This is a genomic window from Halomonas sp. FeN2 (genome assembly GCF_020595105.1).
Classification (GTDB): Bacteria; Pseudomonadota; Gammaproteobacteria; order Pseudomonadales; family Halomonadaceae; genus Vreelandella; species Vreelandella neptunia.
The window spans coordinates 411,043-423,896 of sequence record NZ_CP074200.1 but is presented as its reverse complement, the minus strand read 5'-3'; the positions used below and the strand labels follow the sequence as shown (position 1 = coordinate 423,896).

The 12,854-nt window shown below is 55.4% G+C and carries 12 protein-coding genes; 7 read left to right on the top strand and 5 right to left on the bottom strand.

The window, feature by feature from the left end:
• Window positions 1-17: 17 nt before the first annotated feature.
• The gene (locus KF947_RS01990) at window positions 18-581 is read left to right on the top strand and encodes a hypothetical protein (RefSeq protein ID WP_133732328.1); all 564 of its coding nucleotides are present in this window, start codon (window positions 18-20) and stop codon (window positions 579-581) included.
• A gap of 125 nt (window positions 582-706) precedes the next feature.
• The gene (locus tag KF947_RS01985; protein WP_133732329.1) at window positions 707-1,240 is read left to right on the top strand and encodes a cytochrome b; all 534 of its coding nucleotides are present in this window, start codon (window positions 707-709) and stop codon (window positions 1,238-1,240) included.
• 16 nt (window positions 1,241-1,256) lie between these two features.
• Here the strand turns inward: KF947_RS01985 and KF947_RS01980 are convergent, their stop codons facing one another.
• Window positions 1,257-2,438: a vWA domain-containing protein gene (locus tag KF947_RS01980; protein ID WP_133732330.1), complete on the bottom strand. Its 1,182-nt coding sequence runs from the start codon at window positions 2,436-2,438 to the stop codon at window positions 1,257-1,259.
• A 3-nt stretch (window positions 2,439-2,441) separates the two neighbouring features.
• Window positions 2,442-3,296, bottom strand: coding sequence for an AAA family ATPase (locus tag KF947_RS01975; protein WP_133732331.1), 855 nt, complete (start codon window positions 3,294-3,296; stop codon window positions 2,442-2,444).
• Window positions 3,297-3,496: 200 nt separating this feature from the next.
• Between KF947_RS01975 and KF947_RS01970 the strand changes: the two genes are divergently transcribed.
• Both KF947_RS01970 and KF947_RS01965 read left to right on the top strand, forming a co-directional pair.
• Window positions 3,497-3,757 carry a type II toxin-antitoxin system Phd/YefM family antitoxin gene (locus KF947_RS01970; protein ID WP_133732332.1) on the top strand — a complete coding sequence of 87 codons (261 nt, stop codon included), beginning with the start codon at window positions 3,497-3,499 and terminating at the stop codon, window positions 3,755-3,757.
• Entirely contained in the window at window positions 3,757-4,137 is a 381-nt protein-coding gene (locus tag KF947_RS01965) for a type II toxin-antitoxin system VapC family toxin (protein ID WP_227405291.1), read from the top strand. Before KF947_RS01970 ends, KF947_RS01965 begins: the two co-directional genes overlap by 1 nt.
• Before the next feature lie 29 nt (window positions 4,138-4,166).
• On the opposite strand, the gene KF947_RS01960 is transcribed toward KF947_RS01965, so the two are convergent.
• Window positions 4,167-6,149 (bottom strand): sigma-54-dependent Fis family transcriptional regulator, encoded by a 1,983-nt coding sequence (locus KF947_RS01960; RefSeq protein WP_227405290.1) that lies wholly within the window; start codon window positions 6,147-6,149, stop codon window positions 4,167-4,169.
• A gap of 288 nt (window positions 6,150-6,437) precedes the next feature.
• Here KF947_RS01960 and KF947_RS01955 point away from each other — a divergent pair, with 288 nt between their 5' ends.
• From KF947_RS01955 to KF947_RS01945, 3 genes are all read left to right on the top strand, one after another.
• Entirely contained in the window at window positions 6,438-8,252 is a 1,815-nt protein-coding gene (locus KF947_RS01955) for an NAD(P)/FAD-dependent oxidoreductase (protein ID WP_227405289.1), read from the top strand.
• A gap of 17 nt (window positions 8,253-8,269) precedes the next feature.
• Window positions 8,270-9,340, top strand: a complete 1,071-nt coding sequence (locus KF947_RS01950) for a 2,3-butanediol dehydrogenase (protein WP_287018842.1) — start codon at window positions 8,270-8,272, stop codon at window positions 9,338-9,340.
• A gap of 526 nt (window positions 9,341-9,866) precedes the next feature.
• Window positions 9,867-10,460 (top strand): OmpW/AlkL family protein, encoded by a 594-nt coding sequence (locus tag KF947_RS01945; protein ID WP_223288149.1) that lies wholly within the window; start codon window positions 9,867-9,869, stop codon window positions 10,458-10,460.
• 109 nt (window positions 10,461-10,569) lie between these two features.
• Here KF947_RS01945 and pepQ read toward each other — a convergent pair whose 3' ends face one another.
• Both pepQ and KF947_RS01935 read right to left on the bottom strand, forming a co-directional pair.
• Complete coding sequence (pepQ, locus tag KF947_RS01940) at window positions 10,570-11,868, bottom strand: Xaa-Pro dipeptidase (RefSeq protein ID WP_227405288.1); 1,299 nt, start codon at window positions 11,866-11,868, stop codon at window positions 10,570-10,572.
• A 45-nt stretch (window positions 11,869-11,913) separates the two neighbouring features.
• A complete protein-coding gene (locus KF947_RS01935) occupies window positions 11,914-12,825 on the bottom strand; it encodes a LysR family transcriptional regulator (protein ID WP_022523144.1) in 912 nt (303 codons plus the stop codon).
• Window positions 12,826-12,854 lie beyond the last annotated feature (29 nt).

Here is a 12,854-nt window from a genome sequence, read left to right as displayed (position 1 = left end):
CGCTGAGGATGATTCAAATGAAGGTCGTACACGTTAACGCAGAGGCCCAGCGCAACGCCTGTTTGGCGCGATTATGCGCTGAGGTCTACGGGCAAGACGCCGGTCTGACGCCGCTGGTCGTGTTTACCGGCACCTGCAGTGTTTTTTTCCCCCAAGAAGCAGCGCGGCTGTTTGCTGCCGTTGATGGGCAGGGTAAACCTCAAGCGCTGGCACTGCTAGTGCTGGACGAGGAAGGCGAGGGCATGACGGTGACCCACGCCTGCGCGCTTGACCAGGCAGATGCTCAGCAGCGGTTAATCAGCGAACTTACTCTGAAAGCGCCGCTACGTGTCGAAGTGGATAACGCCGAACAAGAAGCGTTCTATCAAAAAAGTGGCATTAAGCGCTGGTTTGGCGGGGTGGATGGAAAGCGTATTGGCTTGGGCGCTCGCCACCCTGCCAAGAGTATTCGCGATTTAGCGCCTACCCTGGTATTGGATGAAGCGCTTATCCTGCGTCGCTTTAAACATGACCCTAAGGCGTTTGAGGCTGCCAAGCAGGCCTTTTTGAAGGGTTTAAACGATTTCCCGCAGTCGCTTTAATAGCCCTTAGGAAACGCTGCGTTCCAGTTTGTGCAACCAAGTTGCACGTTGTTGCCATGTTATTTACGTGTTGCCCCGATAAAATAAGCATCACGACTAGCTTATTAAAAGAAGGGAGAAGCTGCATGGCATTACCGATAATGGATAACAGTCAACGTTACGGTGCGATTAGCCGCTTGTTGCACTGGGGGATGGCGCTACTGTTTGCTTGGCAGTTTACGAGTGCCACGGCGCACTGGCTTTTTCCGGACACACCCTTTGAAGAGTTCTTCTGGGGAACCCATTACCCAGTGGGTGTATTGCTACTGACCTTAGTCGTACTGAGAACGATATGGGCGTTAGCCAATGCGTCGCGTCGCCCGCCATCGGTGAGCGTTATGGCAAAACTGGGCCATCTTGCACTCTATGGCTTGATGATCGCAATTCCGACGATTGCGCTTATTCGTCAGTACGGTTCGGGCCGTTCGCTTGAGGTGTTTGGAATTAATCTGATGTCAGGTTTTGAGGGCGAGGAGATCACCTGGATGACGGATCTCGGCGGTTTGCTCCATGGTGAGCTGGGCTGGACACTGCTAGCGCTGATAGTAGGGCACATCGTGATGGCCATTTTGCATCGCAAGCTGACTCACCACGACGTGCTGACGCGCATGGCTAGATAATAGCCGGATAATTAGACTACTTCTTTGCTAGCTCGCGCATGGCGGTTTCCAAGCCCTCCATGGTCATGGGGTACATGCGGTCATCGATGATCTCGCGGATCAGTTGGGTCGAGTAAGTGTACTCCCAGGCACGGGGCGGCATAGGGTTAAGCCACGCCAGGCGAGGAAACTTTTCGCATAAACGCTTAAGCCACACGCCGCCCGCTTCGTCGTTAAAGTGCTCTACGCTGCCGCCGGGGTGGGTGACCTCATAAGGCGACATGGCCGCGTCACCGACAATTACTACCTGGTAATCCGCGCCGTAGGTGTGCAAAACATCCATGGTCGGAATCCGCTCGTTACCCCGACGCATATTGTTTCGCCAAACCCCTTCGTAAAGGCAGTTATGGAAGTAGTAGTGCTCCAGATGCTTGAACTCTGAGCGGGCGGCAGAGAACAGCTCTTCGCAGACGCGAATATGGTCATCCATCGAGCCGCCCACATCCAAAAACAGCAGCACCTTTACGGCGTTATGGCGCTCTGGGCGCATCTGCACGTTGAGTAGCCCGGCGTCCTTGGCGGTTTCGCGGATGGTGCTATCCACGTCAAACTCATCTAACGCCCCTTGGCGGGCAAACTTGCGCAGGCGACGCAGCGCCATTTTGATGTTTCGGGTGCCCAATTCCAGAGAATCATCGTAATCGCGGAAGCGACGCTCGTCCCAGACCTTGGTGGCGCGGCGGTGGCGCGAGCCATCCTGGCCAATGCGAATGCCCTCCGGGTTGTAGCCGTAGGCGCCAAAGGGGCTGGTGCCGCCGGTGCCGATCCACTTATTGCCGCCCGCGTGGCGCTCTTTTTGCTCCTCCAGGCGTTTTTTGAACGTCTCGATAAGCTCTTCGAGGCCGCCCAGTGATTCGATTTTGGCTTTCTCTTCATCCGTTAGCTGCTTCTCAAACTCCCGGCGTAGCCAGTCGTCAGGGATTAGCGCCTCAATGGCAGCGTCCATATCCTCAAGGCCTTTAAACCAGGCGGCAAAGGCGCGATCAAAACGGTCGAAGTGGCGTTCGTCTTTGACCATCACCGTGCGGGCCACCTGATAGAAGGCTTCCATATCGGCGAACACCACGCCGCGCTCCACCACGGCGTGGAGATCCAGCAGCTCGCGTAGCGATACCGGGACGCCCGCGCGCTTTAACGTCTCAAACAGGCCAATAAACATGGCTTAGCGGCCTGTGCCTTTCTGGCGACGGATCATAAACGCCAGACGTTCCAGCAGTTGAGTGTCCTGCTCGTTTTTGACCAAGGCGCCGGCTAGGGGCGGGAGCGCTTTGGCCGGGTCGCGGTTGTAGAGCGCCTCTTGAGCAATATTGTCAGCCATCAGTAGCTTGAGCCAGTCGACTAGTTCAGACGTAGACGGTTTTTTCTTCAGGCCTGGTGCTTTACGTAGCTCGAAAAACACCTCTAGGGCTTCGCTGACCAGCTTGGGCGCGATATCCGGGAAATGCACATCGACAATCGCCTGCATGGTCTCGCGGTCGGGGAACTCGATGTAGTGGAAAAAGCAGCGGCGTAGGAACGCATCCGGCAGCTCTTTTTCGTTGTTTGAGGTGATGATGATAATCGGGCGCTGTTCGGCGCGGATGGTTTCGCCGGTTTCGTAAACGTGAAACTCCATACGATCCAGCTCTTGAAGCAGGTCGTTGGGAAATTCGATATCGGCCTTGTCGATCTCGTCGATCAATAACACCACGCGCTTGTTGGCGGTAAAGGCTTCCCACAGCTTGCCGGGCTTGATGTAGTTGGCGACGTTCTCGACCCCTTCGACACCCAGCTGTGAATCGCGCAGGCGGCTGACGGCATCGTACTCGTACAGACCCTGGGCCGCCTTGGTGCTGGATTTGATATGCCAGGTAATCAACTGGGTATCGAGAGACTCGGCCAGTTCTTCAGCCAGCAGGGTTTTGCCGGTGCCCGGCTCGCCTTTGATCAACAGCGGCCGCTCGAGCACCACGGCAGCATTCACCGCCTGTTTAAGCGCATCGGTTGCGATATAGGAAGAAGTGGAATCAAACGCCATGGGAGGGCCTCGGCTTGTCGGAAGCGGGTTTATAAATAGATAAACGGATTCAAACAAGTGTACGTGAGGGTCGCCTTCAAGGCCAATGGGTGGTCTAGCGTTATTGGTAAAGTTACACTTGCTTGAGTAACTTAGTGAGTCGGCAACTGTCATAGTTGCCATAATAGGGATAATGACAGCGTATAACGAGAGGTTACGCCATGCATGCCAACGTAAAGCAACTGCGTTTACAAACCAAGGCGCTCTTAGCGGCGACACAGCGTGGAGAAACCGTCGACATCACTTATCGCGGCAAGCCTTGTGCTCGGCTGGTGGGTCTCGATGAGAGCGGTCTGGAAACACGTCCAGCCCGTAACCCTGCCTTCGGGTTATGGGCTGATCAGGACTCCTCGGACGGCAATGATGTTGAGTCACAGATGCGGCGACTACGAGCGCCGCGTACGTTCGAGGTGGGTGAATAATGCTAGTAGACACCGACGTACTGATCTGGAATTTGCGCGGTAATACTGCGGCGGCGGAACGCCTGGATGATCTACCGGGCTTTTCGCTGTCCGCAGTGAGTTATATGGAGTTGGTGCAGGGCATGCGCAACAAGCAGGAACTCAATCAACTGCGTCAAGCGCTGCATTATTGGCAAGCAAAAATAGTCCATTTGGACGAAGGCACCTCGTCGCGTGCCACCTTCCTGGTCGAAAGTTATGCGCTTAGCCATAACATGCAAATGGCGGATGCGCTCATTGCCGCGACGGCTATGGAGCTGGGCGTGCCCTTGCTAACCGCCAATGATCGACATTACCGGCATATCGATGGTTTGGCGTTAGATATCTTTCGTCCAGATTAAATGGCTCAACTCCTCTCTAGCACTCTCTGTTACCCCTGCCAATTCGGCGGCATTATGCCCTGACGCTGCATTTGCCGGTAGATCGTGGGTCGAGAAACCCCCAGCGCGCGTGCCACGGCACTTATGTTCCAGTGCTGTGACTTAAGCATTTCCAGCAATGTGTGATCGGTGTTGCCATGAGCGTCCGCAGGCTTGTGGGGGCTCTGCTGGGTAATGCGTTGGCTAAGGCACTGTTCGGGCAGATCATGAACGGTGATTTCATCGCTTTCCGAGGTGGCCAGTGCAAAGGCCAGCGCATTCTTTAGCTGGCGGATATTACCGGGCCAGGCATAGGCGAGCAGGGCGCTGATGGCGTCGGCCCGCAGTCGGGGAGATTGGCTGGAGGCGCGCTCTTTAATGATGTCGTCAAATACGCGGCGGATAACGTAGAGCTTATCGGCGCGGTCGCGTAGCGCGGGCAGGCGAAGTTGGGCCCCGTTTAGGCGGTAATAGAGATCTTCGCGGAACTCGCCCTGCTGGATCATCGCATCGATATTGCGATGAGTGGCGGTAATCACCCGGATATCAACCTTTTCAGGCTTATTGGCACCCAATGGCATCACTTCTCGCTCGGCCAGTACGCGCAGCAGGCGGGTTTGCAGGGCCAGCGGCATATCGCCGATTTCATCTAAAAACAGCGTGCCGCCATGGGCTTGGGGAATCAGCCCGCGCATGCCTTTGGCGCGGCCACCGGTAAAGGCGCCGGCTTCATAGCCAAACAGCTCGCTTTCGATCAGCGCTTCGGGAATGGCGGCACAGTTTACCGCGATAAAGGGGCCCTTAGATCGGTTGCCGCTGTCATGCAAGGCACGGGCAACCACCTCTTTGCCGGTGCCGGTTTCTCCGCTAATCAGCACATTAACGCTGGCTTCATTGCGCAGTCGTTCAGCCAGTTTCTGCACTTTGCGCATGGCGGGGTCGTCGGCACCGAGGCGTACCAGTGGTTCCGGCAGGCTGGAGGCGAGCGGTTGTGCTTGCTGAGCAGGGCGCGGGCGGCGTGGCTCCAGCAGGCTAATAAAGTAAATCGTGTTGTCGACCCTGGCGCGAAAAGCACGTAGTTGATCGTCGGTGGCGCTATTAATGCTGAGCATATCGGCGATCTCGCACTCGAATAGCTCCCCCAGTATTGGGATGTGATGGGCTGACCAGGGTGGCCAACGGCGCTGGTGTTCACCTATTAGATCACGGCCCACGGCATTGGCAGCAATCACTTGCCCGTTCTCTTCAATAGCGATGAGTCCGCGCCCGTTTACATGCACAAACTCTCGCGAAGTATCCAGCCGCACCATCAGGCAGTCACGGTAGCGCTGCAGAAAATAGGCGTCCTCTATCATGCGTGCATAGAGCGTCACCAGCGAGAGGCTGAAATTTTGGCTTTCATGCTGGGTGGGTGATTGCAGAGCAGAGATATCCAATACGGCCATCACATTGCCTTGGGGATCGGCGATAGGTGCGGCGGTGCAGGTAAGCGAAATATGCGAGGCGTCGAAGTGCTCCTGGCGGTGGCAAATGATTGCTTGTCGGTCATGCAGGCAGGTGCCTACTGCACAGGTGCCTGCAAAGCGTTCGTCCCAGTCAGCACCCAGATAGAGGCCTGCCCGGCGCAGTTGCTGGTCTTGGTTAGGGTCGCCGCGAAACTCGACGGTTATCCCGCGGTGGTCGGTGAGTAGCAGCACGTAGCCTAGCTGGGCGATTTGTTGATAGAGCTGGTCAACCCCAGCGCGTGCTACGTGCAAAAGCTCATCGACAGACTCCCGGTGCTCAATCAGGGTCTGCTGCGGTACGACGCGAGCAGGACGAGGCCGGGTGGGGTCGAGCTGGTACTCGTTTAGGCAGCGCAGCCAGGAGCGCCGGATAGTCGCTTGCGCCGGTAGCTGCGGAACGTCCAGGCCTTCGCCGAGCTGGAAAATATGCTCAATATGCTGGCGCTGGACGGATTGCAGCCGTGCAGGCAGAGGCGATTGAGTAGGCATGGCGTGGTTCACCGTAGGGATTGTTATTGTCCTTCCAGCCTATGCGCTCTGGCGTGGGTGTCAACGCAGCGCTATTACGCCGTTAGTCGTGCGTTACACCTGTAACACCTGGTTGTAAACAGTGTGACAGGTGTACGTCCTCTTACTACGTCTTATCGCCGCTTCGCTTTATTAAATAATATTATTTTTCAGTTAGTTATTTAAGTTGTATGCGTTTTGGCACGACGGGTGCTTAGGGTTGGGTGTCTCACAAGCAATTTAACAATAACAAACCATGGAGTTCTCGCTATGTCCGAGATATCGGCACAAACCCAGAAAACCGCCACGGCCACTGTTCAAGGGTGGCTGAGTGATTTTGATAACGCGCTGCAAACCCAGGATATTCAGCGTGTCTTGTCGCTATTTAATGAGGAGTGCTACTGGCGCGACTTTGTAACCTTTACCTGGAATTTAAAAACCTGTGAGGGAAAAGATGCTATTCAGGCCATGCTCAATGCCACCCTGGAGAACGTGCGTCCTACGAACTGGCAGCTAGAAGGCGAAGCTACCCAGAACGGCGATACCAGTGAGGCGTGGTTTACCTTTGAGACAGCGGTCGCCAGCGGCAAAGGCTACCTGCGCCTTAAAGACGGCAAGTGCTGGACGCTGCTAACGACTATGCAAGCGCTCAACGATTTTCCCGAACCGCGTAATCACAACCGTCCGAAAGGGGCCGAGCATGGCGCCAACAAACAGCGTGAAACCTGGCTAGAAGCACGGGAGCGCGAAGAGGCAGAGCTTGGTTATACCCAACAGCCTTACTGCGTAATCATCGGGGGAGGCCAAGGTGGGATTGGCCTTGGGGCGCGGCTGAAGCAGATGGGTGTGCCGACCATTATTATCGAGCGCAACGAGCGCGCGGGTGACTCCTGGCGCAAGCGCTATAAGTCGCTCTGCCTGCACGACCCGGTGTGGTATGACCACCTGCCCTACATTCCTTTCCCAGAAAACTGGCCGGTGTTTGCGCCTAAAGACAAGGTGGGCGATTGGCTGGAGATGTACACAAAGGTGATGGAGCTCAATTATTGGAGCTCCACTGAGTGTCAGAATGCGCGCTATGACGACGCCGCAGGCGAGTGGGTGGTTAACGTCAAGCGCAACGGCGAAGCGATCACGCTACGCCCGAAACAGCTGGTAATGGCCACCGGGATGTCGGGTATGCCCAATGTGCCGTCATTTCCTGGTGCAGAGAGCTTCGCAGGCGAGCAACAGCATTCCAGCCAGCACCCAGGGCCGGATGCTTACGCGGGCAAGAAGTGCGTGATTGTAGGCTCGAATAACTCTGCTCACGATATTGCCGCGGCACTTTGGGAGCACGACGCCGATGTGACCATGCTGCAACGCTCATCCACCCATATCGTTAAGTCGGATTCGCTGATGGAGGAAGTGCTGGGGCCACTCTACTCCGAAGAGGCGGTGGCCAATGGCTTAACCCACGACAAGGCTGATCTGATTTTTGCCTCGATTCCCTACAAGGTGCTGCCGGACTTTCAGCGCCCGGCGTTTGAGGCAATCAAACAGCGCGACGCCGAGTTCTATCAGAAGCTGGAAGACGCGGGTTTTATGCTCGATTTTGGTGACGACGACTCGGGTCTGTTCTTGAAGTACCTGCGTCGTGGCTCGGGTTATTACATCGATGTGGGCGCCTGTGATCTGGTCGCCAACGGCGATATCAAACTGCGCAGCGGCGTAGGCATTGAGCGCATCAATCCCCACTCCATCACCCTCACCGATGGCAGCGAGCTAGCGGCAGATTTGATCGTTTATGCGACTGGCTATGGCTCCATGAATGGCTGGGCGGCGCGGCTTATCTCTCAGGAAGTGGCGGATAAAGTCGGCAAGTGCTGGGGCCTGGGCTCTGACACCACCAAAGACCCTGGCCCCTGGGAGGGCGAGCTGCGCAATATGTGGAAACCCACCCAGCAAGAGGCGCTGTGGTTCCATGGCGGCAACCTGCACCAGTCGCGGCACTACTCACACTACTTGGCGCTGCAGTTAAAGGCACGGATGGAAGGGCTGGAAACGCCTGTCTACGGTCTGCAGCCGGTTCACCATACGTCTTAAAACAGGAAGGGTAACCCATGAGTCAGTCAAGCATGCAGGCAGCGGTATGGTATGCAGCAAAAGATTTACGCGTTGAGCAAGTGCCGGTTCCCACTATCAGCGACCCCCATGAAGTGAAGGTGAAAGTGGCTGCCTGTGGTATTTGCGGCAGTGATCTGCACGAGTATGCCGCCGGGCCCATTTTTATTCCGGTAGGTAAGCCGCACCCGATCAGTGGCGAGCAGGCGCCGATCATTATGGGCCATGAATTTGCCGGGGAAGTAGTCGAGGTCGGCGAGAAAGTCACGCGGGTGAAGGTAGGCGACCGCGTGGCGATTGAGCCGATTCTCTCGCCCAACAAAGATGGCGCTTACCAGATGGAGCGCTATAACCTGACGCCCTTGCTTGGCTTTCATGGTCTATCCGGCGGTGGCGGTGGCTTTTCCGAGTTCACCGTGATGGGTGAGCATATGGTGCACAAGCTGCCGGATGATCTCAGCTTCGAGCAGGGCGCACTGGTCGAGCCCGCGGCGGTAGCGCTACATGCGGTGCGTCAAAGCTGCCTGAAAGCAGGGGATAGTGCGGCCGTGTTTGGTGCTGGGCCGATTGGCTTGATGACCATTGAAGCGCTAAAAGCCGCAGGCGCTGCTCAAATATATGCTGTTGAGGTCGCGCCTTCACGGAAAGCCAAAGCTAAAGCGCTAGGTGCCACTGTGGTTGATCCGCAGCAAGAGGATGTTGTGGCGAAATTACAAGCCTTGAGCGGTGGTGGAGTGGACGTGGCGTTTGAAGTGACCGGCATTCCTACCGTGCTGAATCAGGCGCTGCACAGCACTCACGAAGGGGGCGAAGTGGTGGTGGTGAGTATTTGGGAAGGAGAGGCCAGCTTTCAGCCTAACGATTTAGTCATCAAAGAGCGCACCATGAAGGGCATTATTGCCTATCGACATGTTTACCCCGCGGTAATGGCGCTGATGCAACGAGGCTACTTCCGCGCCGAGGACATGGTCACTCAGCGTATTCCATTGGCGGATATCGTGGAGGAGGGCTTTGAGGCGCTGCTAAACGACAAAGCCCAAGTGAAAATCATCGTGACACCCCACCACTAATCTGAGGATTCCAAAGCGTAAACAAACGTATATGGTGCTTTGTGATGCAAAAAGACCGCAAAGTGCGCAATGCTGGTGCATTTTGTTTGCTGCAGTGCGTCGGAGGTTGATTCTAGAGAGGTGTTTTTTAATTAAATATTTGATTTTTAATGATATTTAAAAAAGTGGCACACAGATCGCTATATATATGGCAAAGGATGAGTGAATAGAGAGGCGCAATTAACCATCTGGCTTCTTTTCCTTCTTCATCCACGTTGCTACCGGCTGGTAGCAACAAACCGAGTGAGCTGGCGTGCTCCACCTGGTCCCCTTCGGGGGACTTTTTTTATGCCCGGATTTTATGCCTGAGTTTTATGCCAGAGCTTTAAGCATAGGAAAAACTATCAGGGTGCAGTTTCTTATAACAATATTTTACAAGAAATTTGGAAACAGTGTTCGTATACTATACTCTGTACAGGAAAGTTGGATAGCAAGTACCGCAATCCCCAAGCGCAAGGAACTGCGCGTTGCATAGAGGACGACCCTGATGAGTAATATGAAACTGATTTCTGCCGCTGTAATCACTGCTAGTTTCGCACTGGCCAGTTCAGCGGCTCTCGCTTACAACGCTGGTGACGCATTCGTCCGTGGCGGCGTTGCCCAAACGGATACGGGTTCAGGTAACGGTAACGTAGCAGGTGACTCACTAAGCGTTGATGAAGCTCGTGGATTAACCTACGGCGTGGGCTATCTGTTTACTGACAAAGTGGGCATTGAGCTCAATAGCTCCGAAGAATTTGAGCACGACTTGAGCGTCAGCGGTGTCGACGCGGGTAGCATTGATCGCTTACCGATCAATCTGCTGGTCAACTACTACCCGTTAGGCGGTTTAGATTCACGTGTACAGCCTTACGTGGGTGCTGGCCTTAACTACACGCACTTTTCCAGCGAGCCCAGTGGTCTGAGCGTCGATGAAAGCTATGGCGCTATCGGCCAAGTAGGCGTGGATCTGGCCGTTACTGATAACGTTATGCTCAATGGTTACGCAAGCTACGCTGACGTGAACGCAGATATCAACGTCGGTGGTGAAGTTGACATCGAACCCGTCACCATTGGCGGTGGAGTTACTTATCGCTTCTAAGCATTGCTACCCTTTAGCTTTGTTAAGACGTCTGAAATAGCACTACGCCCGGCCTTGAGCCGGGCGTAGTGCGTTGTAGAGAGGCGGTTAGCAAGACGTTATAGCGGGTTTACGGCGTTAAGTTATCAAAGCCGCTTTCTGTCACTGCGACGTTATCTTCGATACGAATACCGCCACAGGGGGCGAGTTGGTCGACCAACCGCCAGTTAATGGGCAGTGAGGTGCTGCGCAGCGGTTCGAGCAGCATGGCGATAAAATAGAGCCCAGGTTCAATGGTAACGACCATACCAGGGCGCAGCGTGCGCGTCAGCCGTAGCGCTGGGTGCTGCTCTGGCGCTGGGGCGGGAGTGCCATTCGGGTGGCGTAACCCGGCCACATCATGCACTTGAAGGCCCAGCGAGTGGCCCAGTCCATGAGGGCAAAATGCCCGGGTTACACCCTCGACAACCGCTTGTTCTGCGGTGCCTTTAAACAGATCATTAGCCACCAATATTTCACCCAGGTGGTGATGCATCTGCTCGTGGAGTGCTAAAAAGTTAACGCCTGGGGCTACGCCTTTGACTAACTCATCTTTCAGCCCATGCATGGCGGTGACCAGTTCGCTAAACGCGACGGGTGCATCAGGGCCAGCGTAGGTGCGGGTAATATCAGCGCAGTAACCGCGAAAGCGGCGACCCGCATCGACTAGCAGGCTATAGCGCTGTTTAGGTGCGTTCAGGTCGTAGTGTTGATAATGCAGCACGCCAGCATGCTCATTTAAACCAATAATATTTTGGTAAGGCACATTTGATTCGCGCTGGCGACTCGCCGCTAAGTACGCCAACTGAATATCCAACTCACCGGATGCGCCAATAAACGCTGCCTGGGATGCCTGATGGCCCGCTATCGCTAAGCGATTGGCTTCACGGATACAGGCGATCTCATAGGGTGTTTTAAACAGCCGTAATTCATCGAGGGCATGGACTATTTGCTCAGGGTGATGCTCTGCTTTTAGCGCCTGCTGGATGTTGCTGGCAAGACGCTCAATATCGCCAATGACGGCGGCATTCCCCGAAAGCGGTGGGGTGGTTTTCTCGCTGCATAAGTGGATATCAAACGCGTCTACCCAGGGCTCTTCGGGAAGGTGAGTAGGCAAGTGCCAAAAATCGGCGGGCGCATACAAGTACAGCTGCGGGCGCTTTTCTGGCTGAATAATCAACCAGCTATGCTGCACATCAGCTAAACCCACCCAGTGCATAAAATGCCCGTAAGTTTGAAAAGGGGGCGCGTGGTCATCAGCAAAGTGTACGCTGGTATGACCACTGTAAATCGCCAGACTATCAAACCCGTGGTCGGTCAAAATATCCGAATAAGCATGCTGCAGGTGCGCTATATGCTCGCGTTGCAGGTTAAATAGGGTGGTTGACATACAAAACTGTGCCCTCTCTTAAGTAAGCATTTCTCAAATGCGGGTTCATACACGGGGCGGCGCAAGTTCGCTCCAGAGGCTATCCAGCTCCGCGTGGCGATGATTTTGATGACGGTATAGCCGTAGCTCCATAGGCACATCCCAGCGACTATCGCCCGCTCTTACCAGCGTGCCTTGAGCAAGCTCTGCTGCGACGTTGCGCTCTGGCAGCCAGCTCATGCCGTAGCCAAGTAGCACCAGCTCTTTAATACCCGCCGCGTAGAGATTTTCACTCTGCGCGGTTAAATAGGTGGTTTGGGGGAGCCTGGCTAGGTGTGCTTTCACCGCAGACCCCAACAACCCACGCTTGGGGTAGGCAAGCCACGGCAGTGGTTGATGGCGTGACCCAGGCAGCAGGGCGCGTGGTTCTCCCTCTGGGGTTAACCCAGTCACTGGAATCAGCCTTTCATGACCAATCACACGATAATTACAGGCGCTGGTGTCGATCTCCAGATCGCAGCGCCCAATCGGCCAGTAACAGATAGCCAGGTCGCACTCGGCACGCGCCAAGGCTTGAAAGTAGTCATTGGCCACCCAGCCGGTCGCCCGCAAATAGGGCTGTACGCGATCTTGCCACCCTGTCGCCGATAGCCACTCCGGCAAGAAGTGCGGCAACAGGCTTTGCGGTGCTGCGACCATGATGCGCCGCTGCTGGCCAGCGTTAATTTCGCGCACCCGGTCACGGGTCAGCCGCACCCGGTCGGTTACCTGTTCGCACAGGGTCAGAAACTCCTCCCCGGCCGGGGTGAGCGAAAGTGGCAGCGTTTGGCGATTAATCAGCGTTACGCCCATCTCCTCCTCGAGCAGTTTTATCCGCCGGGAGAAGGTGGGCTGGGTAACGTTTTGATCATCTGCTGCGCGTGAGAAGTGCCGCGTTCTGGCCAGGGCGATAAAGTCTTCTAGCCAGCGAATTTCCATGCTCTACCTCTCAGCACCTGGGGTCGCTG

Excerpts from the sequence above, each read along its gene's own strand:
- KF947_RS01990 (WP_133732328.1), top strand. The coding sequence starts at position 18 with ATGAAGGTCGTACACGTTAACGCAGAGGCCCAGCGCAACGCCTGTTTG.
- KF947_RS01985 (WP_133732329.1), top strand. The coding sequence starts at position 707 with ATGGCATTACCGATAATGGATAACAGTCAACGTTACGGTGCGATTAGC.
- KF947_RS01980 (WP_133732330.1), bottom strand. The coding sequence starts at position 2,438 with ATGTTTATTGGCCTGTTTGAGACGTTAAAGCGCGCGGGCGTCCCGGTA.
- KF947_RS01975 (WP_133732331.1), bottom strand. The coding sequence starts at position 3,296 with ATGGCGTTTGATTCCACTTCTTCCTATATCGCAACCGATGCGCTTAAA.
- KF947_RS01970 (WP_133732332.1), top strand. The coding sequence starts at position 3,497 with ATGCATGCCAACGTAAAGCAACTGCGTTTACAAACCAAGGCGCTCTTA.
- KF947_RS01965 (WP_227405291.1), top strand. The coding sequence starts at position 3,757 with ATGCTAGTAGACACCGACGTACTGATCTGGAATTTGCGCGGTAATACT.
- KF947_RS01960 (WP_227405290.1), bottom strand. The coding sequence starts at position 6,149 with ATGCCTACTCAATCGCCTCTGCCTGCACGGCTGCAATCCGTCCAGCGC.
- KF947_RS01955 (WP_227405289.1), top strand. The coding sequence starts at position 6,438 with ATGTCCGAGATATCGGCACAAACCCAGAAAACCGCCACGGCCACTGTT.
- KF947_RS01950 (WP_287018842.1), top strand. The coding sequence starts at position 8,270 with ATGAGTCAGTCAAGCATGCAGGCAGCGGTATGGTATGCAGCAAAAGAT.
- KF947_RS01945 (WP_223288149.1), top strand. The coding sequence starts at position 9,867 with ATGAGTAATATGAAACTGATTTCTGCCGCTGTAATCACTGCTAGTTTC.
- pepQ (WP_227405288.1), bottom strand. The coding sequence starts at position 11,868 with ATGTCAACCACCCTATTTAACCTGCAACGCGAGCATATAGCGCACCTG.
- KF947_RS01935 (WP_022523144.1), bottom strand. The coding sequence starts at position 12,825 with ATGGAAATTCGCTGGCTAGAAGACTTTATCGCCCTGGCCAGAACGCGG.